General features: G+C 67.1%; 27 protein-coding genes and 4 pseudogenes. 20 read left to right on the plus strand and 11 right to left on the minus strand.

The window, feature by feature from the left end; translation table 11 throughout:
- Window positions 1–57: 57 nt before the first annotated feature.
- Together OG782_RS00285 and OG782_RS00290 are read right to left on the minus strand one after the other, a co-directional pair.
- Window positions 58–642 (minus strand): hypothetical protein, encoded by a 585-nt coding sequence (locus OG782_RS00285; RefSeq protein ID WP_327713266.1) that lies wholly within the window; start codon window positions 640–642, stop codon window positions 58–60.
- An 88-nt stretch (window positions 643–730) separates the two neighbouring features.
- A complete protein-coding gene (locus tag OG782_RS00290; protein WP_406447158.1) occupies window positions 731–2,230 on the minus strand; it encodes a tyrosine-type recombinase/integrase in 1,500 nt (499 codons plus the stop codon).
- Between the two features lie 151 nt (window positions 2,231–2,381).
- Between OG782_RS00290 and istA the strand changes: the two genes are divergently transcribed.
- From istA to OG782_RS00330, 8 genes and pseudogenes are all read left to right on the plus strand, one after another.
- Window positions 2,382–3,800: an IS21 family transposase gene (gene istA / locus OG782_RS00295; RefSeq protein ID WP_406447160.1), complete on the plus strand. Its 1,419-nt coding sequence runs from the start codon at window positions 2,382–2,384 to the stop codon at window positions 3,798–3,800.
- Window positions 3,797–4,570, plus strand: a complete 774-nt coding sequence (gene istB / locus OG782_RS00300; protein ID WP_406447162.1) for an IS21-like element helper ATPase IstB — start codon at window positions 3,797–3,799, stop codon at window positions 4,568–4,570. Before istA ends, istB begins: the two co-directional genes overlap by 4 nt.
- 25 nt (window positions 4,571–4,595) lie before the next feature.
- Complete coding sequence (locus OG782_RS00305; protein ID WP_406447163.1) at window positions 4,596–5,192, plus strand: hypothetical protein; 597 nt, start codon at window positions 4,596–4,598, stop codon at window positions 5,190–5,192.
- 27 nt (window positions 5,193–5,219) lie between these two features.
- Window positions 5,220–5,405 (plus strand): hypothetical protein, encoded by a 186-nt coding sequence (locus OG782_RS00310; RefSeq protein ID WP_406447165.1) that lies wholly within the window; start codon window positions 5,220–5,222, stop codon window positions 5,403–5,405.
- Window positions 5,406–5,464: 59 nt separating this feature from the next.
- Entirely contained in the window at window positions 5,465–6,232 is a 768-nt protein-coding gene (locus OG782_RS00315) for a hypothetical protein (protein WP_406447167.1), read from the plus strand.
- Between the two features lie 85 nt (window positions 6,233–6,317).
- Window positions 6,318–7,049: a transposase gene (locus tag OG782_RS00320; protein WP_406458759.1), complete on the plus strand. Its 732-nt coding sequence runs from the start codon at window positions 6,318–6,320 to the stop codon at window positions 7,047–7,049.
- Between the two features lie 154 nt (window positions 7,050–7,203).
- Window positions 7,204–8,135 (plus strand): annotated as a pseudogene (locus OG782_RS00325) (IS5 family transposase).
- A gap of 351 nt (window positions 8,136–8,486) precedes the next feature.
- Window positions 8,487–9,050, plus strand: coding sequence for a YdeI family protein (locus OG782_RS00330; RefSeq protein WP_406447169.1), 564 nt, complete (start codon window positions 8,487–8,489; stop codon window positions 9,048–9,050).
- Between the two features lie 351 nt (window positions 9,051–9,401).
- Here OG782_RS00330 and OG782_RS00335 read toward each other — a convergent pair whose 3' ends face one another.
- Complete coding sequence (locus OG782_RS00335) at window positions 9,402–10,382, minus strand: helix-turn-helix transcriptional regulator (RefSeq protein ID WP_406458761.1); 981 nt, start codon at window positions 10,380–10,382, stop codon at window positions 9,402–9,404.
- A 116-nt stretch (window positions 10,383–10,498) separates the two neighbouring features.
- On the opposite strand from OG782_RS00335, the gene OG782_RS00340 reads away from it, so the two are divergent.
- On the plus strand, window positions 10,499–11,440 hold the full coding sequence (locus tag OG782_RS00340) for an alpha/beta fold hydrolase (protein ID WP_406447170.1): 942 nt from the start codon (window positions 10,499–10,501) through the stop codon (window positions 11,438–11,440).
- A gap of 209 nt (window positions 11,441–11,649) precedes the next feature.
- Here the strand turns inward: OG782_RS00340 and OG782_RS00345 are convergent, their stop codons facing one another.
- Window positions 11,650–11,775, minus strand: coding sequence for a hypothetical protein (locus tag OG782_RS00345; protein ID WP_406447172.1), 126 nt, complete (start codon window positions 11,773–11,775; stop codon window positions 11,650–11,652).
- Window positions 11,776–11,958: 183 nt separating this feature from the next.
- On the opposite strand from OG782_RS00345, the pseudogene OG782_RS00350 reads away from it, so the two are divergent.
- The 4 genes and pseudogenes from OG782_RS00350 to OG782_RS00365 all read left to right on the plus strand — a co-directional run.
- Window positions 11,959–12,411, plus strand: a pseudogene (locus OG782_RS00350) (aminotransferase class III-fold pyridoxal phosphate-dependent enzyme); the annotation flags it as partial.
- Window positions 12,412–12,571: 160 nt separating this feature from the next.
- Window positions 12,572–12,829, plus strand: coding sequence for a hypothetical protein (locus tag OG782_RS00355; protein ID WP_406447174.1), 258 nt, complete (start codon window positions 12,572–12,574; stop codon window positions 12,827–12,829).
- A 163-nt stretch (window positions 12,830–12,992) separates the two neighbouring features.
- A complete protein-coding gene (locus OG782_RS00360; protein ID WP_406447175.1) occupies window positions 12,993–14,315 on the plus strand; it encodes a UDP-glucose dehydrogenase family protein in 1,323 nt (440 codons plus the stop codon).
- A 14-nt stretch (window positions 14,316–14,329) separates the two neighbouring features.
- Window positions 14,330–14,775, plus strand: a pseudogene (locus OG782_RS00365) (GNAT family N-acetyltransferase); the annotation flags it as partial.
- 461 nt (window positions 14,776–15,236) lie between these two features.
- Here the strand turns inward: OG782_RS00365 and OG782_RS00370 are convergent.
- On the minus strand, window positions 15,237–16,223 hold the full coding sequence (locus tag OG782_RS00370; RefSeq protein WP_406447176.1) for a phosphotransferase family protein: 987 nt from the start codon (window positions 16,221–16,223) through the stop codon (window positions 15,237–15,239).
- Between the two features lie 119 nt (window positions 16,224–16,342).
- On the opposite strand from OG782_RS00370, the gene OG782_RS00375 reads away from it, so the two are divergent.
- Both OG782_RS00375 and OG782_RS00380 read left to right on the plus strand, forming a co-directional pair.
- Window positions 16,343–16,558 (plus strand): DUF2399 domain-containing protein, encoded by a 216-nt coding sequence (locus OG782_RS00375; RefSeq protein WP_406447177.1) that lies wholly within the window; start codon window positions 16,343–16,345, stop codon window positions 16,556–16,558.
- Between the two features lie 167 nt (window positions 16,559–16,725).
- Window positions 16,726–16,950 carry a DUF397 domain-containing protein gene (locus OG782_RS00380; protein WP_406447179.1) on the plus strand — a complete coding sequence of 75 codons (225 nt, stop codon included), beginning with the start codon at window positions 16,726–16,728 and terminating at the stop codon, window positions 16,948–16,950.
- Between the two features lie 69 nt (window positions 16,951–17,019).
- Here the strand turns inward: OG782_RS00380 and OG782_RS00385 are convergent, their stop codons facing one another.
- Both OG782_RS00385 and OG782_RS00390 read right to left on the minus strand, forming a co-directional pair.
- Window positions 17,020–18,069: a DUF3533 domain-containing protein gene (locus OG782_RS00385; RefSeq protein ID WP_406458763.1), complete on the minus strand. Its 1,050-nt coding sequence runs from the start codon at window positions 18,067–18,069 to the stop codon at window positions 17,020–17,022.
- 182 nt (window positions 18,070–18,251) lie between these two features.
- Window positions 18,252–18,545, minus strand: coding sequence for a hypothetical protein (locus OG782_RS00390; RefSeq protein WP_406447181.1), 294 nt, complete (start codon window positions 18,543–18,545; stop codon window positions 18,252–18,254).
- Between the two features lie 688 nt (window positions 18,546–19,233).
- Between OG782_RS00390 and OG782_RS00395 the strand changes: the two are divergent.
- From OG782_RS00395 to OG782_RS00405, 3 genes and pseudogenes are all read left to right on the plus strand, one after another.
- A pseudogene (locus OG782_RS00395) lies at window positions 19,234–19,893 on the plus strand (transposase family protein).
- Window positions 19,894–19,962: 69 nt separating this feature from the next.
- Entirely contained in the window at window positions 19,963–20,208 is a 246-nt protein-coding gene (locus OG782_RS00400; protein ID WP_406447182.1) for a DUF2283 domain-containing protein, read from the plus strand.
- A gap of 482 nt (window positions 20,209–20,690) precedes the next feature.
- Window positions 20,691–20,915 (plus strand): hypothetical protein, encoded by a 225-nt coding sequence (locus tag OG782_RS00405; RefSeq protein ID WP_267047436.1) that lies wholly within the window; start codon window positions 20,691–20,693, stop codon window positions 20,913–20,915.
- Between the two features lie 109 nt (window positions 20,916–21,024).
- Here OG782_RS00405 and OG782_RS00410 read toward each other — a convergent pair whose 3' ends face one another.
- The 4 genes from OG782_RS00410 to OG782_RS00425 all read right to left on the minus strand — a co-directional run bounded on the left by OG782_RS00410 (window position 21,025) and on the right by OG782_RS00425 (window position 23,875).
- On the minus strand, window positions 21,025–21,300 hold the full coding sequence (locus tag OG782_RS00410; RefSeq protein ID WP_406447184.1) for a hypothetical protein: 276 nt from the start codon (window positions 21,298–21,300) through the stop codon (window positions 21,025–21,027).
- 30 nt (window positions 21,301–21,330) lie between these two features.
- Window positions 21,331–22,148, minus strand: a protein-coding gene (locus tag OG782_RS00415) for an IS5 family transposase (RefSeq protein ID WP_123471980.1) whose coding sequence is annotated in 2 segments (ribosomal slippage) — window positions 21,331–21,800 and window positions 21,800–22,148 — 819 coding nt in all. Because the reading frame shifts where the segments join, the coding sequence is not laid out codon by codon here.
- A gap of 50 nt (window positions 22,149–22,198) precedes the next feature.
- A protein-coding gene (locus OG782_RS00420; RefSeq protein WP_123471980.1) for an IS5 family transposase occupies window positions 22,199–23,016 on the minus strand; the annotation gives its coding sequence in 2 pieces (ribosomal slippage) (window positions 22,199–22,668 and window positions 22,668–23,016; 819 coding nt in all).
- Between the two features lie 50 nt (window positions 23,017–23,066).
- Window positions 23,067–23,875, minus strand: a protein-coding gene (locus OG782_RS00425; RefSeq protein WP_406447101.1) for an IS5 family transposase whose coding sequence is annotated in 2 segments (ribosomal slippage) — window positions 23,067–23,527 and window positions 23,527–23,875 — 810 coding nt in all. Because the reading frame shifts where the segments join, the coding sequence is not laid out codon by codon here.
- A gap of 80 nt (window positions 23,876–23,955) precedes the next feature.
- Between OG782_RS00425 and OG782_RS00430 the strand changes: the two genes are divergently transcribed.
- A protein-coding gene (locus tag OG782_RS00430; RefSeq protein WP_123471980.1) for an IS5 family transposase occupies window positions 23,956–24,772 on the plus strand; the annotation gives its coding sequence in 2 pieces (ribosomal slippage) (window positions 23,956–24,305 and window positions 24,304–24,772; 819 coding nt in all).
- A 148-nt stretch (window positions 24,773–24,920) separates the two neighbouring features.
- Complete coding sequence (locus tag OG782_RS00435) at window positions 24,921–25,448, plus strand: DUF6584 family protein (RefSeq protein ID WP_406447186.1); 528 nt, start codon at window positions 24,921–24,923, stop codon at window positions 25,446–25,448.
- The last annotated feature ends 3 nt before the right edge of the window (window positions 25,449–25,451 follow it).

A 25,451-nucleotide genomic window follows, 5' to 3' on the forward strand; every position in this document is an offset into this window, starting at 1 on the left:
GCTTTCGCACCTGGACCCCGTGGAGTGGGATCAGGTACCTGGCTACCCGGCTGGGCCTCAGACGCCAGGCGGAAGAACCTCGATGATCTCGGCGATGCCAGCGAGAGGTTGGGCCTCGTGCATCGCTATCACGTCACCAGACTTCAGATGCCGCCACTGCTCGGGTTGAAGGGGGGCCAGACGAACGTCGGCTGTCTCTCCGGGACCGAGTTGCGGCGCGAACTCCACCCAGATCCTTGCGATGTTCAGATCTCGTTGCCCGTCTGCGGTGCGGTTGCCGATGTCCCACAGCGGCCTGAGTCGCCCATCCCCTGAGAAGGTGCTCTGGCGTCCGCCCTCGTCGGCGCCCAGCAGAGTCAGCGTCGCGCGAACGGTGCCGTGCCTAACTTCCCAAGCTCGCCACTCGCACCAACGGCGGCTGCGGTCGAGCATCATCTGCCTGGCGGCCTCGGCGAGCATCTCCCAGAAGCCGGTGGACACGGGATGGACGTCGGCGATCTCGATCAGCACGTCCAGCGCCATCTCCCATTCCTGGAAGGCGATCTCCTCGCGAACGTTCCCGACCGTCTGGCCGTTCTCCGCCATGGCGTCCTCAGGCAGCAGTTCGACAGCCCGCCGAAGAAGTGTGAACGCGTCATCCATACGCTGGATTCTCGCCTGGTCCCGGGGCTTTGTCACAGACGACCTGACCCGATCCGGCGGCACGACACGCCCGGACGCCCCACCGACCTCAAGATCTCTGACCGCTACATTCAGCAACCCGCCCATCGTCTGCCTCCGCCGGACCCAGTTGGGCTGGTTCGGATAAGCAAGCGTGCTCATGGACGCAGGGGGTGCCGAAGTCTCGTGCGCAGACGCCCAGCGCCACCTTGCGCAGCTCGAAGTGGGCCAGGAAGTCCTGCCACTCCTGTGCGGTGGGCTCGCGGTACTCCTCGCTGGGCCGCAACGTTCGGCGGCGGGCGATGAAGGACCGGTGGTGGTTGATGACGTCCTCGGGGTAGATCGCGGCGTATCCGAGTGTCGTGTCGACCGTTCGGTGGCCGCAGATGCGGGCGGCGATGTGCGGGGGCAGCCCGGAGCGGAGGGCGTCGGTCACGAAGATTCTTCGGAAGTCGTGTGGCGTGTAACGAAGTTGCTCGTTGGCGGGTCCGGTCAGCCCGCTCGCGGCGAGGGCGTCGTTGAGGCAGGTGTAAATGTAGTTGCGCGGGATCGCCCGGTCCTCCGGGCCGCAGCGTCGCTGGAAGAGGAACGGCATCGGCGCACTCCAGAGCCGTTCCAGACTGTCGTAGGCGGCGACCAGGGGCATGGCCTGCTGCCCGCGCCGGACGCGGTGGATGATCACTGTCAGCACCTCGCCGAGTTCCGGCGAGACCAGCAGCAGCCGCTCTTGGTCGAGTTTGGACGGGGCGACTTGCAGCATGGGCACGATCTCGCCGGTGGTGGGCAGCTGGTAGGCGACGAAGCTGTGGTGGGTGAGCTCCAGTGCTTCCTCGATGCGCATGCCGGTGTGGCGGAGGACCTCGACGATGGCCCAGGCCCAGAACGCGCGTTCTTCCTCGACGGTCAGGTCCCGGCGCCGGCCGGTGGTGGGGTCGTCGGCGTAGACGCGGGACGACACCCCGGCCCGGCGGACGAGGGTCTCGCCCGCCGGGGTGGTGAAGAGGGCTTCGGCAGGGGTCTCCCGCCCGGTGGTGAGACACGTCTGGGCGTCCTTGAGCTGGCGCTCGACGGCTTTGACCAGGGCGGGGAGTGCGGGCAGGAGGGTGCGGGTGCGCTGGTCCATGGCGGCTTTGCGGCGGGCGCGGTTCTTGCTGTGGTCGGTGTCGCTGTCGCGGACCGGGCAAGGGGCGACCCACGGGCCCCACCGGGCCGGTTCTTCGGCGGCCCAGCGGGCGAGGTCCTGGTAGAACGCCCGGACCCAGCTGTAGATGGTGTGCGCGTTGACCCGCGGCCGGACGGGGATGCCGTGGTGGTCACGGACCATGGCGACGCGCTCCTTCCAGGTCGTGACGGTGTTGGTGTCCAGCCGCAATGAGTCGATGCCGGGGTGGTGCTTCTCCAGGTCACGCCAGAACAGTCCGGCCAGCGAGCGGGCCAGGTCCTCCAGCGTGGTGTAGTCGACGTCCACCGCGCGCTCAGTGAGGTAGTCGACCAGGAGGTCGCGTATCGGGGTGCAGGTGATGCCGTGCCGGTCGACCAGGGCTGCCGGTGTCAGCTGCCCGGGCAGCATCACCGTCTTCAGCCGTGCAGGGGCCTCGTGTCGGCGTACAAGTGAACGTGCATCACCGCGTACGGATGAAAGTGCACCGTTCTTGATGCGGTGAAGCGGGTGCCGCGGGAGTCTGCTGTCGTCTGTTCAGGGTCGGCGGAGGGCGGCGAGGGTGGTTCTGGATCCGCATCGCTGGTTGGAGTTGAGGCGGTTTCGCGGTCTGTATGAGTCCGGTGCGATGAGCTTGCGGCAGATCGCGAAGGAGACCGGGCTGAACCGTCGTACGGTCGGCAAGTACTTGTCGGGCGAGTCGCCGGTCGCGCCGCCGCGGCGGGCTTCCAACGGTCAGCCGTACCAGCGGGTGGTGGACGAGGTCGCGCCGTTGATCGACGCGATGCTGCGGGCCGAGATCCTGCTCAAGGGTGCGGTGATCCACGAACGCCTGGTGGCGGAGTACGGGTTCACGATCAACTACCAGCGCGTCAAGATCTACTTGCAGGAGGCCCGGCCCCGTATCGCGGAGGAACTGGGCATCAGCCCGAGTGAGCTGGCGGGGCTGCACCGCCGGTTCGAGGTGGTGCCAGGGGCCCAGGCGCAGGTCGACTGGGGTGACGAGGGCAAGATCCTCGCTCACGTGGGCATCCCGAAGGTCTACTCGTTCCACATGACGTTGTCCTACTCGCGTGATCCGTTCTGCTGCTTCACCACCAGCCAGGACCTGGCCACCTTCTTCGACTGCCACCGTCAGGGGTTCGCGCACTTCGGCGGGGTGCCGATGTCGATCGTCTACGACCGCACGAAAACGGTGGTCCGTCGGCATGTCGCACCAGGTGAGGCGGTCCCACTGCATCCCGAGGCCGTCGCGTTCGCCGGGCATTACGACTTTGATCCCGACGTGCTTGCCGCCTACCGGCCCACGGGGAAAGGCCGGGTCGAGCGGCAGGTGCTGATCGTCCGCGATCACGTCCTGGCCGGACGCGCCTTCTCCTCCATCGAGGAAATGAACGCCGCGTTCACCGCCTGGGTTCCGATGCGGCGGGCGAAGGTCCACGGCACCCATGGCGAGGTCATCGGCCTGCGGGCGGTCCGCGACCACGTGGCCCTGAGGCCGCTGCCGCAGACGCCTTATGTGGTCACGCAGCGGCACCTTCGCTACGTCGGCAAGGACTGCCTCGTCGCCTTCGACGCGAACCTCTACTCGGTGCCGGCCCGCAGGGTCCGCCCTCGCCAGCTGGTCGAGGTCAGGGCCACGAAGTCCCAGATCATGCTGCATGCCACCGTCCCCGGTCACAGTGGCGAGACCCTGCTGGCCACCCATCCGCGGGCGGTCGGCCGGGGCGCCCGCATCGTGGATGAGAAGCACTGGGACGGTCTGCCCACGGGATCCGGCCGCCGCGTCACAGCCGGCGATGGGAGCCTGCCCCGGGCCCGCCGGCAGAACACAGGACCCGAATCCGGGCCGCTGGCGGCCCTGCTGAACCGGACCGCGGTCACCCAGGTCGAGGTCGGCCGTCGGCCCCTGTCGGTCTATGACGAGCTGACCGGCACCCGCCCCTTCACCACCAAGCCGAGCACGAGGGAAACGTCTTGAACGAGTTGGTCTCCACCCGCATCCGCAACACGGCCGGCAAGCTGGGACTGCCCCACCTGGCCGACGCCCTGACTCAGTACGCTCAGCGGGCTGACGAGGCCAAGATGGGCTACCTCGACTTCATCGACCTGGTCCTCTCCGAAGAGCTCGCGGTCCGTGAAGATCGCCGCTTCCGCACCGGCCTGCGGATCTCGAAGCTCCCGCACCACAAAACGCTGGACGACTACGACTTCTCGTTCCAGCCCGAGCTCGACCCACGCAAGGTCAAGGACCTTGCCACTCTCTCCTTCATCGAGGCCAAGGCCAACGCAGCTCTGCTCGGGCCGCCGGGAGTGGGCAAGACACACATCGCCGTCGCTCTCGCGGTCGCGGCCTGCCGGGCCGGATACTCGATCTACTTCACCAGCCTCGACGACATGGTCCGCAACCTCAAGACCGCCGAGGCCGCCGGGCGGCTGAGCAGCAAGCTCGGCAGCTACCTCCGACCGGCTGTCCTCGTGGTCGACGAGGTGGGCTACCAGCCCCTCGAACGCGCCGAGGCCAACCTGGTCTTCCAGGTGATCTCAAAGCGCTACGAAAAGGGCTCGATCATCCTGACTTCGAACAAAACCTTCAGCGAATGGGGACAAGTGTTCGGCGACGAGGTCCTGGCCACCGCCATCCTCGACCGCCTCCTGCACCACTGCGACGTGATCTCCATCAACGGCCCCAGTTACCGGCTCAAGAACCGGCTCGCTGCCATCGAGCGAGACCAGGAAAGCGCAGCCTGACAACGACCTGGTCGACAATGAGCGCATGGACGTCCCTGAGCTGCTCGAATCAGCTTCCCTGCTGGTTCCGGAAGAGACCGCCACCGAGAACGACATCACGGTGCGAGATATCTGGGACTACCTCGTCCACGACGAGTGGGAGATCGCCCTGGGCCTGCTGGAGGAGCTCGGGGACGGTCGCTCGCTCCCTCTGGCGTTTTGGGAGAAGCTCGCCAAAGCGGCTGAGCAGCTCCGGCTTGAGCGGAGCGCGGCTTGGTGCCATTGGCGTTGCTCCGAGATCCGCAACGGCGTGATCCGGGCGGGTCTGACGCTCCGTCCTGCCGCCGAGGCGCGACGCACGACGCCAATCTCCGGCGCCGGTGTTCTGCGACCCATGTGGGACACCGGACACCTCTCACCCACCGGTGAACGTGCGGTGAGCATCGCCTCGCTCTGGGTTGAGAACATGCCCGTTCTCGAGCCCGGCGGCCGAGCCACGGTTCGCCTCGTGCCCCTCACCCCCTCCCACTGGACGCACGTCCGGCCCGGCCAGCAGATAACCATGCACGAGGACCGAACTGTGGCCGGCACCGCAGTCATCCTGGAAGTTCACCGCCCTGCCACCGTCATGCCCTCGCGATGACGTGACTGGCTCACAGCCTCCCTGCTGGTGCACGTATCTCCGTACTTGGTGGAGCACTCACAGGAGTACGCCGACAACTGGCACGCCGCTGGCCAGCGCAATCTGTTCAACCGGATGCTGGGCCAGCTCCACCACTGCCTCAAGAACGGTCATCTGTTCGATGAACTCACCGCGTTCCCGACGCCGCAGGCCCCAGCACTGGCGGTGGCGTAGGTGATCCCGCCGACTCACCGCCTCCCGGAGGTCGCTCCGCAGCATGCTTGAATCACCGGATGATCGACTGGTCCACACTCCACGACGCCTACGGCCCGGCCCACGCGATACCCGTGTTGCTGGACCGAGCTGTCGGTCGTGACCAGGAGGCCATCGACGGGCTTTGGGGGCGCTTGTGCCACCAGGGGACGATCACCCCGGCGAGCATCGCCGCACTGCCGCGACTGGCGGACATCGCGAAAACCGAGAACGCCGGGCACTGGGCGCTCGATCTGGCCGGAGCCATAGCAGGTGGCCTCCTTCAACCACACGGCGCCGACGAAGAAGTCGCCCGCCGTGCGGCGACCTTGGCCGAGCTTCGCGCCCTGGCCGCGGCCCGGCTGCGGCCTGGCCTGACCGGGAAGATCTACCTGAGCCGGTTGCGGACCATGCTCGCGTTCGACGGCCAGCCCTTGTGGTTCGAGGCCCTGGACGACTTCACCGATTCCTTCGTCACTGTCGCATGTCCGCACTGCGACGCACCGGTGACGATCGCAATCGGCGACTACGGCTGCTACTCCTCGATCCGCGACTGGAATCTGGGGGATGTCCACCAGGTCCCGCTCCGGCCGGCCACCCCGGACAAGCTGACCGGCACCGGGAGGATGTTGCACGAGACGGCCGTACGAGATGGCCAGCAACGGCTCGCCTGGGGGCTACCGCACCTGTTCGGCCAGGCGGAATGCCCAGGATGCGGAAGCGTCTTCGGCATCGCAGACGAATACGCGGCCACCCACGCACCCGCTCCATGGGACTTCGCCCGAGGCCACATCAAGGACGCTCTCTGATGACCACCGGCAGGGCCCTCCAAATCGAACAGTGAGCTCGTACCCGGTGTCCCGACTTGACGGCTCAGCGCCGTGAGGTGTCTGGATAGCCCCGTTCACCGGGCTGAGCCCTCGTTCATTCGGGAAGTTGGTGACACTTCTGCGGCGTAAGGGTGCGGACGCGGTCCGCAGGGGTCGGCCGTGGAGCCTGCCGCTGGAGGACCGGGCCCTGCTGGTCGCGGCCTACTGGCGCACGAACCTGACCTTGCGGCAGCTCGCTCCGCTGTTCGGGGTGTCCAAGTCGGCCGCGGACCGGATCATCGACCACCTCGGGCCGATGCTCGCCCTCCAGCCCCGCCAGCGGTTCGCCAAGGACGCGGTGCTCATCGTGGACGGCACCCTGGTGCCCACCCGCGATCACACCATCGCCGAGCAGTCCAAGAACTACAGGTACTCCACGAACCACCAGGTCGTCATCGATGCCGACACCCGACTCGTCGTCGCGGTCGACCGACCGTTGCCCGGAAACCGCAACGACTGCAAGGCGTGGGAGGAGTCCGGCGCGAAGGCCGCCGTCGGCAAGACCATGACGATCGCCGACGGCGGCTATCCGGGCACCGGGCTCGTGATGCCCCACCGACGACACAAAGGCGAAGAGCTGCCCGACTGGAAACAGGTTCACAACAAGTCCCACAAACGAGTCCGCGCCCGCGTCGAGCACGTCTTCGCCCGCATGAAAACCTGGAAGATCCTCCGCGACTGCCGCCTCAAAGGCGACGGCGTCCACTACGCCATGCTCGGAATCGCCCGGATGCACAACCTCAACCTCGCCGGATAGACGAGCGGTCGGATCGATCACCGACCACGTTCACACCAGTCAGAGATCATTTACGGGACAGGTCTTAGGGCCGCTCCAGCGGCCTGGGCTCTGGCCTAGGCACTGTTTCTCGGATCTCCTGACGTACGTGGGGTGTTGGGGTCAGGCTGTTTGTATGGGCCGTGGCGATCTGACGAATGCGGAGTGGGACCGGTTGGAGTCGTTCTTGCCTCCTGGTGGGGCCCGCGGGGGCCGGTGGAGTGACCACCGTCGGGTGATCAACGGGGTGCTCTACCGGGTCCGGACGGGCGTGCAGTGGAGGGATCTACCGGAGCGGTTCGGGCCGTGGGAGACCGTCTACAAACGCCATCGCCGCTGGTCAGCGGATGGAACATGGGCGATGCTGCTGTCGCGGATCCAGGCGGCCGAGGATGCCGCGGGCCAGATCGACTGGGACGTCTCGGTGGACTCGACAGCTGTGCGGGCCCACCAGCACGCCGCCGGCGCGCGCAAGGCGACGGCGGTCGCGGCCCCTCAAAAGGGGATCGCTGGGGGGACGAACCAGGTCGATCCGGTGTTGAGGAAACTGACGGTCCGGTTGGAGGAAGTGGTCAGATCGGCGAGTGTCTGGGACGTTCCCGTGGCGGATTCACCACCAAGATCCACCTTGCCGCCGACGGGCGATGCCGGCCCCTCGCCCTCGTCCTGACGCCCGGACACTACGGTGACGGCCCCCAGTTCGAGCGAGTGCTGGAGCAGGTCTCCGTGCCCCGCATCGGAGTCGGCCGACCTCGGACCCGGCCCGACCATGTCCTGGCGGACAAGGCCTACACCTCTCGGAAGAACCGTCGTTACCTGCGGCGACGCGGCATCCGGCACACCATCCCCGAACGCCGCGACCAGCAGAGACACCGCAAGAATCGCGGTTCCCGAGGCGGTCGTCCCACCGGTTTCGACAGCGAGCGCTACAAGAAACGCAACACCGTCGAACGCGCAATCAACCGCCTGAAGGGCTTCCGCGCCGTCGCTACCCGCTACGAGAAACGCGCCTACATCTACCTCGGCACCGTCACCCTCGCAGCCCTCGTCATCTGGCTCAGAACATGATCCGAGAAACAGTGCCTAGGAGACGAGGCGTGTCGAGGCGCGTCGAAGAACAATTCGGATAAGTTGATCGACAGCCCGTCTCGCGATCCGAACGCGCCGATCCCGGAGGACGAGGAAGATATCGTCAGCGCACTTTGAGCTGGGCTGTCCACTCGCGTTGGCGAGGCCCGCGCCTCTTCCGCTCCCCCGAACGAGGGGCCTGCGGCCGATCCGTCCCCGCTCGGCTCCTGTGGTTGCCCGTCATGGTGATGACACCCCGGCGCAGATCCCGGGCGGCGCGGTGAAACTCTCGGATTGTCGTACCCGACAGGTTCAATGGAACCGACGAGACGACCGACGGGAGCACCGCGCATGGAGCCAATCTTCTTCTCAAGTCCTGGGGAGTTCCGGGACTGGCTGGAGGAGCACCACGCGACTGCCTCCGAATGTCGGGTGGGCATGTGGAGGAAGGGAGCGGGTAAGCCCACCCTGAGCTGGTCGGAGGCGGTCGACCAGGCCCTGTGCTACGGCTGGATCGACGGCCGGCAGAGCCCGATTGACGACTTCTCCTGGACGATCCGGTTCACTCCGCGCAGGCCGCGCAGTATCTGGAGCCTGGTCAACCTCCGCAAGATCGAGGAGCTGACCGCGCAGGGGCTCATGCGGCCGGCAGGTACCGCGGTGTTCGAAGCCCGTGACCGGGATCGCGAGGAGAAGTCGGTCTTGGAGTTCGAGGCGGCGCAGCTGGCACGCTTCCAGGCGGAACCGCGGGCGTGGGAGTGGTTCAGCGGGCAGGCGCCGTCCTACCGCAAGTCGGCCATCCACCATGTGATCAGTGCCAAGCTGGACCAGACTCGGGAGCGGCGGTTGGACCAGCTGATCGCCGACAGCCTGGAGGGGGTGCGGCTCAAGCCATTCCGGCGACCTGGAACCTGAGGGCCCGCTGTAACAGGCCGAGCGCGATCGCGTAGCGCTCCAGCTCGGCCGTCCAGCGCGGGACCTGCCGCTCCGGGAACCCCTCGGGCTGGCCCTAGCCGCCCATGGCCCACGGCCGGTGATCGACAGCGCCGCCTACGAGGCGCCAGCCGCCGCCACAACCTGCACCGCCCGTCGCGACCTCGACCCCGGAAGTGCGCCGAGTGCGTGGCGACGCCGGCCCGGCACGAGACGGTCCACCCGCAGCGTGCCAGGCCGGCAGACCCGCCGACTCGTGACCAGGTGACTGCACAGGAACGGACAAACCCACGCTATGGAGCGGAACTGTTCTCGACGCCTGCCTCGTCCGCTTCAAGACGGGTGAAGGTCTCCGCTGGCGCGCTGCCGGCCGTATCGTTCGACGAGGGCGTTGCCGATCGAGGCCAGGCGGTCTCGGACACTCGGAGGGCCGGTCACCTCGACCCATTCGACCAGCCCGGAGAGCTCGCCGGCGAGGATGTACTCATTGGGGCCGCGGATCACGACCTCGATCCGGCCGTCGGTCGCGGAACCTCCCACGTCGAGCCGGTCGCCGAGCGCCATCCGGAGTATGCCTATCCCGTCGGGTGTGCATACCGCCTGGACCTCCAGCGGCGTTCGTTTGCGATCGACCTCTTTGGCGATCTCATTCCAGCTCTCGGCAAGGTCGAAGTCCCCGGGTCGGTGCACAGGGTCTCCGGTCGGGTCGGCGGACGACACGCGGTCGATCCGGAAGACCCGTCGGCCGGTCTCGGTGTTGGAGACGAGGTACCACACAGGACCTTTGGCGACGATGCCCAGCGGGTGGACGGTTCTCCGGGTTTCGACGCCTTTGCTGTCGACGTAGCCGAGCGACACCTGGACGCCGCGGATCACCGCGTCCTGGAGTTCGTCGAGGAAGCGAGGCGGCCGGGGCTCGATCCGGCTCGCCCCCCATCGCTGCGGGTCTACGACCAGCGACGACGCCGCTGCCTCGGCCTGCAACTGGAAGGGCTTCGGTAGAGCATGGACGAGTTTGCGCAGAGCCGCTTTCATCGCCGGCGTCGCATCCGAGGCCGGACCGACAGCCAGGAACAGGGCCCGTGCCTCACTGGCGGTCAACCCGGAAAGGTCGGTACGAGCGCCGCCCACGAGGCGCCAGCCGCCACCTCGGCCCTGCACGGAGTACACGGGCACCCCGGCCATGGCCAGGGCATCGAGGTCACGGCGGGCGGTGCGCTCGGAGACGTCCAGCTCCCGGGAGACCTCCGCGGCTGTCACCTGCTCGCGCCGTTGGAGCAAGAGGAGTATGGCCACCAGCCGATCGGATCGCATACAGACAAAACTCTCATAAAAACCGGTCATGAGGTGACCGGTTTGGGGAGCAAGCTGGCGACATGACCTCATCGAGGAGGTCGACCACCGGCGAACGCCCCCAGAGAGGAAATGCAATGTCCAACCACGCAGAATTTCCCGAGCCCACCCTCATCCAGGTCAACGGTGTGGAGCTCGAAGTCTTCGAAGCAGGCCGAGAAAACAAGGGCAAGCCCATCGTGCTCTGCCACGGCTGGCCGGAGCACGCCATCACCTGGCGTCACCAGATGCCCGTCCTCGCCGCAGCCGGCTACCACGTCATCGCACCGAACCAGCGGGGATATGGCAGCTCATCCCGCCCGACCGAGGTGACGGACTACGACATCGAACACCTGACGGGTGACCTCGTCGCGCTCCTGGACCACTATGGCTACGAGGACGCCACCTTCGTCGGCCATGACTGGGGTGCATTCGTCGTCTGGAGCCTGACCCTGTTGCACCCCGACCGGGTGAACAAGCTGATCAACCTGAGCCTGCCTTACATGGAACGCGGAGAAACGCCGTGGATCGAGGTCATGGAAACCTTCCTCGGCGGTGACTTCTATTTCGTCCACTTCAACCGGCAGCCGGGCGTCGCGGACGCCGTGTTCGATGCCAATACCTCCCAGTTCATCCGCAACCTCTACCGGAAGAATGTGCCCCCCGCGCCCCCTGAGCCGGGCATGGCATTTATCAATCTCGCCAAGGCGGAAACACCGCTCGGTGACCTCGCTATGACCGAGAGCGACCTCGCCGTCATCATCTCCGCGTTCGAGACGTCGGGATTCACGGGTGGCATCAACTGGTACAGGAACCTCGACCGCAACTGGCACCAGCTGGCGGACGCGGACCCGATCATCAAGCAGCCCGCCCTCATGATCTACGGCGACCGGGACCCTGCGGTCCCGAGGTCCGAGACCCTGACAGAGTTCGTGCCCAACGTGGAAGTGGTCGGCCTGGACTGCGGTCACTGGATCCAGGGGGAAATGCCCGAAGAAACCAACCGCGTGATTTCAGAATGGCTGGACCGGCAGGGCTAGACTCTCGTGATCCGGTTCGTATCACCTGAAGGCCGAGTTCTCGCATCACACCGATGACAGCCGGACGTGGGGGCGGGCCCGGTCGCGTGGCCTCCTCGTCAGGGCTTCAAGGTCATCGGTAGCGGGCTTCAGGCTCACCCTGGGGTGGAACCCAACCTCCCCACCGTGGCTCGTCGAGCCCGAGCGACTGACCCAAGCCCCGACAAGTGTCATCCCGACAACCCACTTGCCCAGTGAACTCCGGGCAGGGACCACGACCGGACCCCTTCTGTGTCCTGGTCCAGCAGCAGAATCGCGTCGTCCTCGACGACGACGCCCGTTACACGCGTATGCATCCCGCAACGCTAGCGCTCGCCGACATCAGTCGAAGGACGAATCAGTGACAACCAAACCCGCAGGAGTGATGATCGCGGCCGGAGGACTGGGCACCCGCGTCAACGGTTAGTCGCGCCTCCTGCCCAAGGAATTCCGCCCGGCCGAGGGACGCCCCGGTCTCCTCCACGTCCTGACCGAGGCCGCTGCCACCGGCATCCCGCACGCCCTGGCCGGCAACCACGCCCGCCGGCCACGCCCGGAGGACGCCCTCGACCTCGGTCCCGGATTCCCGGCACCCTACCCCGCCGACGCACGCCAACGAGGACCGCGGTTGCGACGCCTCGCGCGCCTACGAGATCGCACAGAAGATCGACCGCCGCGGCGCCGAGAACGTTGCCGCGGTGCTGATCGAACCCATCAACGAAACCACTGGCGGCGCCTTCGTCCCGCCCGACGGATACCTCCGGCGGGTCTCGGAGATCTGCCAGGAGCGGGACGTCCTTGTGATCCACGACGAGGTGCTGACCGGGATGTGGCACACCGGAGCACCGCTCGCCAGCCACCACTGGGACGGTTGCGAGCCCGACATCGTGATCCTCTCCAAGGGGCTGGGCGCCGGATACACGAGCGTCGGCGCAGTGCTGGTCTCCCCCGAGGCGGCCCGGTGGGTCCGGCACGAGGACGCCGACCCACTGCCCGCGATGGGCACCATGGCCACCCACCCCTCATGGCAGCCGCATGCCTGGACGTCCTCGACGAACTGGAGGAGATGGACTTCGCCGCCTTGCAGCACGCAGCCAACGCCTCGGGGAAGCCATGACGTCGCTGAACGGCGTCGGGCCGGTGCAGGACATCCGCGGGCGAGGCTTCCTCTATGGAGTGGAGGTAGCCCCGGGACAGCTCTGGCCCGTGATGAAGGCCGCGGAGGAACGAGGCGTGTACTTCTACCCGTTCACCGGCGCCGGGGTGCCCAAAAGTGAAGGGCTCGTTGTTGCGCCCCCGCTGACGTCGACGGACAAGGACATCAAGTTCCTGACTACCGCACTGTCCGGCGCGCTGGACGCCGTGAACTGAACCCGGCCCGTCACAAGGCTGGCGCCCCGGCCGGACCCGAGGTCACCCGATCGAACACTCCAACGAACCCGCGAGCAACCCGACTTTGGCCCTGCTCGCCAACCGATAGCGTCGGGGGCGCACCGAAGTCGGTGTGCCCCCGAGCAGACAAGGACGACCTGCTATGCGTGTTTCCGTGATCGGCTGTGGGCACCTCGGCATCCCGCACGCTGCGGCGATGGCCGAACTCGGCCACGAGGTCATCGGCGTGGACGTCGACCAGGCCAAGGTCGACCGACTCAACGCCGGCGAATGCCCCATCTACGAGACCGGCCTGCCCGAGCTGCTCGCCCGCCACACCCAGAGCGGACGTCTGCGCTTCACCACCGACATCCGCGAGGCCGCCGACTTCGCCGAGCTGCACTTCATCGGCGTCGGCACCCCCATCGACGCCGACGGCCGCTCCTACGACACCGCACAGGTCTTCGGCGCAATCCGCCAGCTCGCCCCCCACCTCGACCGTGCGTCCACGATCGTCGGGAAGTCCACCGTCACCGTCGGCACCACCGCCCAGGTCACCGCCCTCGCCCAGCGCCTGGCCCCCGCCGGCAACCAGGTCGACGTCGTATGGAACCCGGAGTTCCTGCGCGAAGGCCACGCAGTCGAGGACACCCTCCGCCCGGACCGGCTCATCGCCGGCGTCACCACCGCGGAGGGTGAGAAGGCGATCCGCGCGGTGTACGCCGGGATCATCGACACAGGCGTTCCGATCTTCGTCACCGACCCGCAGACCGCCGAGCTGGCCAAGGGCGCCGCGAACACCTTCCTCGGCCTGAAGATCAGCTACATCAACGCCGTCGCCGACATGTGCGAGGCCGCGGGCGGCGACGTCTCCCAGATCGTGGACATCCTCGGCATCGACCCCCGCATTGGCGCCGGCGGCATGCGCCCCGGCATCGGCTACGGCGGCGGCTGCCTCCCCAAGGACGTCCGCGCCTTCACCGCATCCGCCCGGCAGCTCGGCGCCGAACAGGCCGCGACCCTCCTGCGCGCCGCCGAGGAGATCAACGAGAACCGCACCGACGTCGCCCTCAGCCTCATCACCCGCGCCCTTTGCGACCGGCCCATCAAGGGCACCCGGATCACGGTGTGGGGCGCCGCGTTCAAGCCCGGCACCAACGACGTACGCGAATCCCCGGCCCTCGCCCTCTCCCAGGCCCTCCAACAGGCCGGCGCCACCGTCACCGTCCACGACCCGCAGGCCGTGCCCACGGCCATGGTCCGCAACCCGGAGCTGGACTACACCTCCGACCTGGCGGCCTCCGTCGACGGCGCCGACCTCGTCGTCCTCGCCACCGAATGGCCCGAGTACCGGCAGGCCGACCCCCACGCTCTGGTGGGGCGCCCGGCCAACCCCCTGCTCGTCGACTGCCGCACCACCCTCGACCCCGAACCCTGGCGCACGACGGGCTGGACCGTCCACCAGCTCGGGCGTCCGGGGAAATAGAACCGCCCCGCGCCATGAGCAGCGACGACATACTCCTCCGCCGGGCCCACGCCGCCGACGCACACGCTGCGGCCGACGTGTGGCTGCGCTCCTACGCCGCGGCGCTGCCGACCGTGCGCTGCGCACACGGCAAAGCCGAGGTGCGGGACTGGTTCGCCCGCGTGCTCGTGCCGCAACACGAGACCTGGGTAGCCGTCACCGGGAACAGCGTGGTCGGCTCCTGGTACTCAAGGGGGAGAAAGCAGCTTGACCTCGAATCGGGATGGTGCGGCCGGGGACTCGGTGACCGGTTCATGCCCCCGGCCAAGCAGCAACAGCCAGACGGCCTGTCGCTGTGGACGTTCCAGGTCAACGGCCCGGCCCGGCGCTTTACCAGTGACACGGCTTCGCCGAGGCCGAGCGCACCGACGGGCAGCGTAACGACGAGTGCGAGGCCGACGGCCGCTACGTCTGGCGGCCCCAGGCGCTATCGCCCGGGATGCTGACGGCGAAGGCGGTCACACCCACACACCGGGGTGACCGCCTTTGCCATGCGGTCCACGGGGCTACCGGTTACACAACTGACCATTCTGATCCCCGGCGGCAGCGGCTTTCTGGGTTCCGAGCTGGTCCGGCAGGCGAGAATGGCAGGGCACACGACGGTCGCGACGTACGTGAACGAGCCGAGCGACGCCTCACCGACCGCATGATGCCCCCTCGATCTGAGGAACGCGGGAAGCCTGGACGCCGTCATGGCCGAGGTGAACCCGAACGTTGTCATCAACGCCGCGCAGGAGCAGCCGGTCCCCGTTCTGCCGGATCCCTGGCTCGGGGCAGGAGGCTGAACGCGTGTTCTGTCCCCAGTGGATGTCGTCATCGACGGTCCATTCGATGAGGTGGTGGCCGTCTGCTTCTCGACTGGCCCGAGCTCCATGATGTGCGTCAGCTCAGGTCGGCCAGCACCGCGGCCACGGCGTCGTAGCTGGTCTTCACCCCGGCGGCGTTGCCCAGCCGGTGGCGCTCCAGACGGACGGCGCCGAGGTGTCGGACCTCGTAGACCAGTGAACGCCACACTGCGGCGGAAGAGCGGTCCCGCTCCCCGTACGCCTCCCAGAACGCCACGCGCTCGTCCTGCTTCGCCAGCGCCATGCGGATCGTCCAGTCCGCAGCCGGGTCGCCCCACCACGTGCGGTCCAGGTCGAGAACCCCGTTGATCGTGGGCTCCGCGGCCCCGGCGTCGAGCATCACGTTGACCGTCCACAGGTCCCCGGTGAGCAGCCCCGGTTCGGTGACCTCGTCGAGCACTGCACGGTCGTGCGCGGCCACGGCGGCGGCCTTCCGTACGTCGGCCGCATCCAGGCCGGCACCGTCCACGTCGGCGGCGATCTCCTCCAGCGACGCGATCACCGCTTCGCTCCACGTCCCGTACCCCGGGCCGCCGACGGGCCCGAAGTACGGGCCCCGCACATCGTGCACGGAGCGGGCGATGACGCCCATCTGCCGGAAGAACGCCGGCCACGCCGTACGCGGATACGTCCCCAGGTGTTCCGGGGCCGCGATGCCGTCCAGGTGGGACTGGATCATCCAGTCCCGGCCGATCACCTCGTGCGACCAGTCCGCGGCGAGGACCTGCGGCATCAACGGCGCGATCACCGCCAGCCACGGCTGGCTCGCGTACTCGTTCCGCATGAGGTAGCGCTCACTGCGGAACTGGCGGGTCTTCTCCGGCGCGACCCGCAGGATCACCGGCCGATCCCGCCCGGCCAGGGTCACGCGGTAGACGTTGTTGTACATGCCCGTGCCCAGCTCGACGGCGGACACCGGCTCGACGCCGTTACTAAAGGCCCGGTGGCAGACCGCCCGGATCTCCTCGGCGCTCACCGATTGCTGGAACGCCTGCGGGACGCGCTCAATCGGCCGGAATTCCATGGTTCTCCCTTGATCTCGTGGCGGGCGCGGCCGGGCGGACACCAGCGACGGGCAGAGGTCTCCTCGCCGAGTTTGACGTAGTGGCCCAGCGTCCCCAGGCCAAAATGCGACATCCTTCTTTGCCGGACCACCCGGAAGCCCCCAGCCTGCACCCCGAGCCGTTGCAGCCCACCGTGCTGGAGCCCGGACAGGTTGCCCCCATTCCGTGGGACCCTGCCCTGGCCACAGCCATGCGCGCCCGGGGCCGTCCCGCCTATGAAGAAGCGCTCATCGAGGAGTTGGTGGAGGACGTTCGCAGCGGACATCCCCCGGGCGACAACCGGCAGGCCGGCTGACCGCCGCTTGCTCAGCGCAGCAACTTCAGCCGGCCGCACAACTGCGGTGGGACGCTGCGGGAGAGAGAGCACGAGAGGGCGGAAGGCCACTCGCCAAACAACCCGCTCTGCCGGTCAGCGACTCGCTGGCCCCCATTTACCAACCGTATGAAAGAGGGAAAACCATCGTGAACCGCACCACCGCCAAGGCCGACCTGCACACCTACGACCTCACCGACGCGGAGTGGCGCAAGTCCTCATACAGCGCCGGGGAAGGCCAGTGCGTGGAAATCACCGGCCTGCCCGGCGGCATCGCTCTGCGCGATTCGAAGGACAAGCAGCTGCCCGCCCTGCGCTACACCGATCGAGGGTGGAACGCGTTCAGGCAGGCCCTGATCAACGGCCCCATGTGAGCTACTGAGATTTTCGGGGTGGGGTCGGTTGGGTGAGGATCAGGCCGGTGACAGTGAGGCATCCGTCGATCAGGTGGGGCCGGAGTTAGGTTCTGCGTCTTGGCCCGTGTCGGTCATTGCTGCAGTGTTGAGGCGCGGGGACCGTCGCTCGTTGCGCATGGCGGCGGACAGGACCGCCACGGCGATGCCGCCGAAAGCCCAGGCGCCGAGGATCCATAGGGCGCCGGTGGTCGCGTTGCCGTTGAAGTAGACGGTGTTGCGGACCACCGTCGTCCCAGCCCCCGGTGGCAGGGCCTGACCGATCGCCGCCCAGAACGGGGGCAGCAGAGAGGACGGGTAAACCCCGCCCGAGCTGGGGTTTCCAAGGATGGTGAAGATAAGAATGGTGAGGCCCAGCCCCACCGTCCCGGCCAGCGACTGCAGGGCCACGCCCACCGCACCCGAGGCGAACACCACCAGGGTGCCGATCCCCACGAGGTCCCAGAAGGCACCCGGCAGACAGTTCAGTACCGGCCCGACGATGATCGCGCCGCCGATGCCTGAGACAAAGGCGTACGGCACCATCGCCGCGAGGCGCACCAGGGTGCGGCGCAGGGTGGGCCGCTTCGAGCCGGCGGCCATGTTCAGGGCCGACGCGGCGAGATAGCCGCCGATCGTCCAGCTGAGGACCAGATAGAAGGAGGACAGACCGCGCGAGTCGCCGGCTGCAGGCGGGCGGATGTCCCTCACCACCATGGCGCGGTTCTGGGATCGCTCGACGGCCAGCACGACCTTCGCAGCAGCGTCAGCCGCCGACGGTCCGCCCGCCGTGGCGACCAGCAGGGTGTCGGAGCGTCCGGTCGCGTTGACGAAGAGCGCCGCGTCCGCGCTCCGCTCCAGGAGCCGGGACCTCGCCTGCGCGCGGTCCGAGACAGCGTTGACGTGCAACGGTTCGCCCGGCAGCGCGTTGAGCCGGGTCACCAACTCCGACTCCACGGCCACCGGCGCGACCACCACGATCGGGATCCGGTGCGGCTTGGGGGCGTGGAAGGCACCCATGTAGGAGAGAGCGAAGCCGAGTTGGAGCAGGAGCACCCCCGCCATAACGAGTACGGATCTGGTCGAGATCGCATCGCGCAATTCCGTCCAGACACTGCTTCCGCCCGGCCGGTTTGTCGTACTCGCCACGTGAAGTACCTTTCTCCTCCGAACGCGTTCGGCTCGTCCCGAACCACCACATACTCGGCCGGGCCTGCCGTACTGCCGGGAAGACACGCGCCCCGTGCTGCCGGGCGGCCCGTTCGGCCGAACGCCACGCCCTGTCACCCGACCGGCCTGCCGGAACCGGCGGCCTTCCGGTGTCCGGGTCCTCCCATCGAGACCGCCAGCAGTCGCCCGGAGCGCCGGGCCGGGCGGGTGCCGTGCAGACGGTGCTGGACGCGCCCGGCACCGACACGGACGCCGTCGCTCTCCTCAACGCGCTCGCCCATGCGGGCCGCCCGCTGATCGCCGACTTCCTCGCCGGGCCGTACGCCTTGCGGCGCACCGCCCTCGCCCACTTCACCCTCTGCCCGCGCCTGGACGTCCGCACCGACCGGCAGATGAACTGGGTCCACCCCGCCAACCACACCGAACTGTGGCGCAACCCCCGGGACCCGTACCACCGCCCCGCTCCAGCGCGACGTACTCAGCGACCAGGACACGGCCACGCTGTTCCAGGCGTCCTACGAGGGGGCGGTCTCCACCGACCCCGAGAAGCCGACCGCCGCCACCGTCGCGGGCCTGCTCGACGCCGGGCTCCTGGTCCGCGCCGACCACGGCACCGCCGTCCTAGCCGACGACGTCCGGTACAGCCTCCGCCTCACCGACGACGACAGCACTGCCTACTGACACACCTCATGGCAGAACCACTGACATCCAGTGGCAGACTCCGATGGCGTCCCGATGACCGACGACACCTGGCCCAGCCGGGGCACTGCCCGCACCAACCACCCTCGATTTCATCGAAGGCTGGTACGACTTTCACCGATTGCACAGCATCCCCGGTATCATGCGGTCTGCCTCCGCCCGGCCATAGACAGTAGTCCTCTGCTGGAGCGCAGCTCAGAACAAGCGTCAACACCAGGGCATACACAAAGAAAAAGACACTCCCCACTTTGAATCATCTTCGTCATCCGTGTCAGTGAGGCTTTTCCAACCTGGTTGCTTGGCACTTCGGTTGGCTGAGAGCGGCGTTGAGGAAAAGGTGAAGCTCCTGGTAGATGGGTTGTCGACCAAGATCAACCTGTCCGCCCGGAGCTTCACATGCTTGTCTACCCATCGGGTATCGATCTGTCCACCTCGACCCTGCGCTATCTGTCCGACCTGCTGAGAGTCCGGCGGCGTGAGCGCGGCACGCGCTGGCGCCGCCTGACCGCGGACCGACAGGCTCTGCTCGCGCTGGCCCATCTGCGCTGCGGGCACACGTACGCCCAGCTCGCGGCCGGCTTCGGGATCGGGCTGGCCACTGTCTACCGGTACATCGTCGAGGCGGTTGAGGTCCTGGCCGGCCTTGCCCCCACCCTCCAGCAGACCATGACCGTCGCAGCCAACAAGGCGTTCGTGGTCCTGGACGGCACCCTGCTGCACATCGACCGCATTGCCGCCGACCGCCCTACTATTCTGGCAAGCACAAGCGCCACGGCATGAACGTCCAGGTCATCGCCGACGCGTTCGGACGCCTGCTCTGGGCCTCACCTGCCCTGCCAGGTGCCGTCCACGACATCAAGGCGGCACGAACCCACGGCATCATCGAAGCGCTCACCCAAGCCGGCATCCGGACGTGGGCCGACAAGGAATATCAGGGAGCTCAGGCGACGATCCGGGTGCCTTACCGGGGCCGCTGACAAACTTCGTTGCAGCACCACCCGCATCACCGACATCGTCAAGGCCATCCTGGCCTTGCACCTCCCCACGGCAGCCTGAATTCGCTACGGCCGGAGGCATGGACGAAGACAGCGCCACCATCAACGACAGCAAGGGAGACCGCTCACCGTGACAGACGTCAGAGTCACCTACGACAAGACCGTCAACGCAGCGTACGTATACCTCACCGAACCGCAGGCCCACGAGGCGTCCGTGCGCACGTATCCCTGCGATCCAGTGGACGTCGACGGCATGATCAACCTCGACTTCGACGAGCAGGGCCACCTCATCGGCATCGAGGTATTGGCGGCCAGTTCGAAACTGCCCGAGTACCTGCTCCAATCCGCGGAGCGAATTGACACCAAAGGCGAATGACCAGCTGAGCATCCCGATCGAGGCCATCAGGTTGGAAAAGGCTCAGTGGCGGCTGCTTAGGGGGTCTTCGACTCAGCATGTCCGCATTCTGCGGCATCGCTCTGTCGACGGGGCCGCCAATCTCGCCGCCGAAGCAAGTAGGCGCTCGCCCACGGTGTAAGCAGGACCGTTCTCGCATACCCTTCCGCCTCGTTGTCCATGGCAACCGAGTGGTGAACGACGAGCGGGCCTGGTCGCTTTCAGGGCTCTGACCGGACTTCCGTGATGTCCCGGTTCGCTCAGCCTCGGCCACAGCAGATCCCCGGTTTGGATCACCGGTGCGCCTATACGGGTCGCTTCCGGGAGTCCCCCGAGCGAAAGATGCTCGGTGGGGGTAGGTCGCTTCGCGCAAGGTGAACTTGGGATCTGTGAGGAGATCAGCTGTGTACGCAGTATTTCGGCGTTACGAAGGAGTGACTGACTCTGCCGAGGCGGGACGCCGAGTGGATGAGGGATTCGTGCCTCTCCTCCGCCGGGTCCCCGGATTCGTGGCCTACTACTGGGTCGACGCCGGGGACGGAGTGATGGTCTCTACCAGCGTCTTTGAAGACCAGTCCGGGGCCGAAGAGTCGATCGAGCGGGCGGCGGACTTCGTAAGGGACAACCTCGCGTCGCTGCTCCCCAACCGTCCTCAGGTCACAGCCGGCATGGTAGTGGCTGCTGGGTAGCGACCTACGAAGGGTGCCGCTGAATCCCAGCCACATCCACTCCGACGACCTGGCCCTTCACGAAACTCCGGCCAGAGCCCTGAAGGCTCTGACCGCGATTTCGTGAAGGTCAGGGTTGGCGGCTCTGCGTGTGTCGGAGGATGGGCTTCAGGAGTCTCTCGGCTTCACTACGGACACCAGCGTCGTCATCGGCCATCAGTTCCTGCAGTTGCTGGATGAGTCGGCTTTCGCCTTCCTCGGTCATCCAGTTGGGGTCACAATCCACCGCTGCGCTGAGTTGGTCCAAGGTCCAGGTGTCTGCCGGGCAGGAAAGGGCTGCCAGGACGGTACGCAGCCTCCGGATATCTCCTCGAGCCAACAATGCCTCCGATGTCTCCTGGGTCACGGCCGTGTCCTGAGCGTCTAAGACCGTGTCCTATGTGGTGAGACGGGCGAGTCGTTTGTAGCAGCAGAGTGTGGCGGCGAGTCCGAGGAAGGCCAGGTAGTTACGGGGGTGGCGTTCGTATCGGTGGTTGAGGCGGCGGTAGCCGGTCAGCCACGACATGGTGCGTTCGATGACCCAACGTCGGCGCCCTAACCGTTCGCTGGACTCGACTCCCTTGCGGGCGATGCGGACGCCGATGTGCTTGCCCCATAGCCATTTACGCAGGTGAGGGACGTCGTACGCCTTGTCCGCGTGGAGACGCTGGGGCTTGAAGTAGCGGCCTCGGTGAGGGTCGTGTCTCGTTTGGTGACCCGCGATCATGGGCTTCAGCGCGAGGCTGTCGTGAGTGTTCGCCGCGGAGACGCCGACGAGGAGGGGCAGTCCGTTCGCGTCCGACAGGACGTGCATCTTGGAACCCGGCTTGCCCCGGTCCACGGGGCTCGGACCTGTGAGTTCGCCCCTTTTTTAGCCCTCACGTGCGCGGAGTCGAGCACTGCCCGGGACAGGTCGAGCAGCCCGGCGTCGTCCAGGCGGTGCAGGATCTCCTCGTGCAGCCGGCCCCAGACACCGGCTCTCGACCAGATCAGGAACCTGCGGTGGGCCGTCGACTTCGATATCCCAAAGCAGGGCGGCAAGGCCCGCCAGGCACAGCCGCTGACCAGGACATAGATGATCGCGGCGAACAGCGTCTCATCAGGCGTGTCCTGGGTCCCGCCGCCCTGCGGTCGCACCTTCGACGGCGGGATCAGCGGCTCCGCGATCTCCCACAGCCCATCCGGAACAATCCAACTCCACGTACCCCGCCCCATGAACGACCCAACGAGCCGAGCCCACATAGGACACGGTCTAAGACCGTGTCCTATGTGGTGAGACGGGCGAGTCGTTTGTAGCAGCAGAGTGTGGCGGCGAGTCCGAGGAAGGCCAGGTAGTTACGGGGGTGGCGTTCGTATCGGTGGTTGAGGCGGCGGTAGCCGGTCAGCCACGACATGGTGCGTTCGATGACCCAACGTCGGCGCCCTAACCGTTCGCTGGACTCGACTCCCTTGCGGGCGATGCGGACGCCGATGTGCTTGCCCCATAGCCATTTACGCAGGTGAGGGACGTCGTACGCCTTGTCCGCGTGGAGACGCTGGGGCTTGAAGTAGCGGCCTCGGTGAGGGTCGTGTCTCGTTTGGTGACCCGCGATCATGGGCTTCAGCGCGAGGCTGTCGTGAGTGTTCGCCGCGGAGACGCCGACGAGGAGGGGCAGTCCGTTCGCGTCCGACAGGACGTGCATCTTGGAACCCGGCTTGCCCCGGTCCACGGGGCTCGGACCTGTGAGTTCGCCCCTTTTTTAGCCCTCACGTGCGCGGAGTCGAGCACTGCCCGGGACAGGTCGAGCAGCCCGGCGTCGTCCAGGCGGTGCAGGATCTCCTCGTGCAGCCGGCCCCAGACACCGGCTCTCGACCAGATCAGGAACCTGCGGTGGGCCGTCGACTTCGATATCCCAAAGCAGGGCGGCAAGGCCCGCCAGGCACAGCCGCTGACCAGGACATAGATGATCGCGGCGAACAGCGTCTCATCAGGCGTGTCCTGGGTCCCGCCGCCCTGCGGTCGCACCTTCGACGGCGGGATCAGCGGCTCCGCGATCTCCCACAGCCCATCCGGAACAATCCAACTCCACGTACCCCGCCCCATGAACGACCCAACGAGCCGAGCCCACATAGGACACGGTCTAAGAAGTCATCTCATTTGGTGAGTCTGCGGTAGCAGATGAGGGTGCAGGCGATGCTCGTGAAGGCGAGGAAGTGCTCGGCTTTGCGCTCGTAGCGTCGATGGAGTCGGCGGCAGCCGGCGAGCCAGGACATGGTGCGTTCAACGGTCCACCGGTGGCGGCCCAGTCGCTGAGAAGACTCGATCCCCTTGCGGGCGATGCGCTGCTGGATGCCGCGCTGACGTAACCACCGTCGCAGGTGAGCGTAGTCGTAGCCTTTGTCGGCGTGGAGCTTTTCGGGTTTGCGGCGCCGCGGTCCGCGGCGGGAGCGGATCGGAGGTATCCCTTGCACGAGCGGGATCAGAGCCTGGCTGTCGTGCAGGTTCGCCCCTGAGATTCCGACGGAGAGGGGCAGACCGGTTCGCTCGGTTATCAAATGGATCTTCGACCCGAACTTGCCCCGGTCGACAGGATTCGGACCCGTCAGATCCCCCTTTTCAGGGCCCGCATGTTCACCGAGTCGATCGCGCAGCGGGACCAGTCCAACTCGCCGCGGGAACCGAGCTCGTCGAGCACCACTCGGTGGAGCTTGGCCCAGACCCTGGCTTTCGACCACTCGGAGAAACGGCGATGGGCCGTTGCCCCCGACGGCCCGAACGAAGCAGTGGGCAACTGCTGCCACGTACAGCCTGACGTGACCACGAACACGATCGCGGCCAGCACCTCACGATCACCGTGCCGACGCCGACCGCCACCCTGAGGCCGCGAGGGCGCCTCTGGCACCACCCGCTGGAACAGCTCCCACAACTCATCCGGCACCAGCCGCTCAACAATCCCCACCATGAACGACAGCCTACCGACCCCTCCAAATGAGATGACTTCTAAGACCGTGTCCTATGTGGGCTCGGCTCGTTGGGTCGTTCATGGGGCGGGGTACGTGGAGTTGGATTGTTCCGGATGGGCTGTGGGAGATCGCGGAGCCGCTGATCCCGCCGTCGAAGGTGCGACCGCAGGGCGGCGGGACCCAGGACACGCCTGATGAGACGCTGTTCGCCGCGATCATCTATGTCCTGGTCAGCGGCTGTGCCTGGCGCGCGTTGCCGCCATGCTTCGGGATATCGAAGTCGACGGCCCACCGCAGGTTCCTGATCTGGTCGAGAGCCGGTGTCTGGGGCCGGCTGCACGAGGAGATCCTGCACCGCCTGGACGACGCCGGGCTGCTCGACCTGTCCCGGGCAGTGCTCGACTCCGCGCACGTGAGGGCTAAAAAGGGGCGAACTCACAGGTCCGAGCCCCGTGGACCGGGGCAAGCCGGGTTCCAAGATGCACGTCCTGTCGGACGCGAACGGACTGCCCCTCCTCGTCGGCGTCTCCGCGGCGAACACTCACGACAGCCTCGCGCTGAAGCCCATGATCGCGGGTCACCAAACGAGACACGACCCTCACCGAGGCCGCTACTTCAAGCCCCAGCGTCTCCACGCGGACAAGGCGTACGACGTCCCTCACCTGCGTAAATGGCTATGGGGCAAGCACATCGGCGTCCGCATCGCCCGCAAGGGAGTCGAGTCCAGCGAACGGTTAGGGCGCCGACGTTGGGTCATCGAACGCACCATGTCGTGGCTGACCGGCTACCGCCGCCTCAACCACCGATACGAACGCCACCCCCGTAACTACCTGGCCTTCCTCGGACTCGCCGCCACACTCTGCTGCTACAAACGACTCGCCCGTCTCACCACATAGGACACGGTCTAAAAACAAAGCTAAGGGCTGTCCCGCAACTGGCGGTGTCCCGTCTCGGTGAGGTTCAGCCGATGCCGTCAAGAGCGAGCGAGTGCTGGGCGACGAAACCAGGTCGACGTAGGTCAGTGCGGTACCCGATCATGCGTTCATGCCCCTGAGAGAGACCCTTACCCGAGTCGATGCAGACCTGGCCGCCGGCCGGGTTCCCGTCGCGCGCCAGCGCCTGCGCGGTCTCATCTCGTCCTTCCCGCACGACCTGACGCTCCGCCGCCGTCTGGCCGAGGTGTACCGGCTCTACGGCGACGCCGCCGAGGCCGGACGCTGGATGTACCTCGAGGAGGACCGGAACGCCGACGAGACCGCTGCCTTCGAGGCGCGGTACGGGTCTCCCGGGTGGCGGATGAAGGCCCTCGCCTGGCAGGGCCCCGAGGCGAAGGCCGCCACCGCTTTCGCGGAGGGGCAGCTGGTCGCGGTGCGGACCGCCTGCGCCGAGGGGCTGGGGCACCCCGTCGACTGGGACGACCCCGCCTCCTACCGGGACGGCCTGGAAGGGGAGCGCGAGGCGCCCTCCGAGCCGTGGACGGTTGGCGGTGTACTGGCGGGCGTCGGCTGCCTGGTGGCGGCCCTTGTGTTCCTCGCGATCTGGGTGAATGGACTCGTTGCCCTCTTCGACTGACTC

Origin of the sequence: Streptomyces sp. NBC_00876 (assembly GCF_045207435.1) — a bacterium.
Taxonomy (GTDB): Bacteria; Actinomycetota; Actinomycetes; order Streptomycetales; family Streptomycetaceae; genus Streptomyces.

What these genes read in the sequence shown, in the direction of transcription:
- OG782_RS00285 (WP_327713266.1), bottom strand. Translation starts at nt 642, where the DNA reads ATGGATGACGCGTTCACACTTCTTCGGCGGGCTGTCGAACTGCTGCCT.
- OG782_RS00290 (WP_406447158.1), bottom strand. Translation starts at nt 2,230, where the DNA reads ATGCTGCCCGGGCAGCTGACACCGGCAGCCCTGGTCGACCGGCACGGC.
- OG782_RS00305 (WP_406447163.1), top strand. Translation starts at nt 4,596, where the DNA reads ATGGACGTCCCTGAGCTGCTCGAATCAGCTTCCCTGCTGGTTCCGGAA.
- OG782_RS00315 (WP_406447167.1), top strand. Translation starts at nt 5,465, where the DNA reads ATGATCGACTGGTCCACACTCCACGACGCCTACGGCCCGGCCCACGCG.
- OG782_RS00330 (WP_406447169.1), top strand. Translation starts at nt 8,487, where the DNA reads ATGGAGCCAATCTTCTTCTCAAGTCCTGGGGAGTTCCGGGACTGGCTG.
- OG782_RS00335 (WP_406458761.1), bottom strand. Translation starts at nt 10,382, where the DNA reads ATGCGATCCGATCGGCTGGTGGCCATACTCCTCTTGCTCCAACGGCGC.
- OG782_RS00340 (WP_406447170.1), top strand. Translation starts at nt 10,499, where the DNA reads ATGTCCAACCACGCAGAATTTCCCGAGCCCACCCTCATCCAGGTCAAC.
- OG782_RS00345 (WP_406447172.1), bottom strand. Translation starts at nt 11,775, where the DNA reads ATGCATACGCGTGTAACGGGCGTCGTCGTCGAGGACGACGCGATTCTG.
- OG782_RS00355 (WP_406447174.1), top strand. Translation starts at nt 12,572, where the DNA reads ATGACGTCGCTGAACGGCGTCGGGCCGGTGCAGGACATCCGCGGGCGA.
- OG782_RS00360 (WP_406447175.1), top strand. Translation starts at nt 12,993, where the DNA reads ATGCGTGTTTCCGTGATCGGCTGTGGGCACCTCGGCATCCCGCACGCT.
- OG782_RS00370 (WP_406447176.1), bottom strand. Translation starts at nt 16,223, where the DNA reads ATGGAATTCCGGCCGATTGAGCGCGTCCCGCAGGCGTTCCAGCAATCG.
- OG782_RS00435 (WP_406447186.1), top strand. Translation starts at nt 24,921, where the DNA reads ATGCCCCTGAGAGAGACCCTTACCCGAGTCGATGCAGACCTGGCCGCC.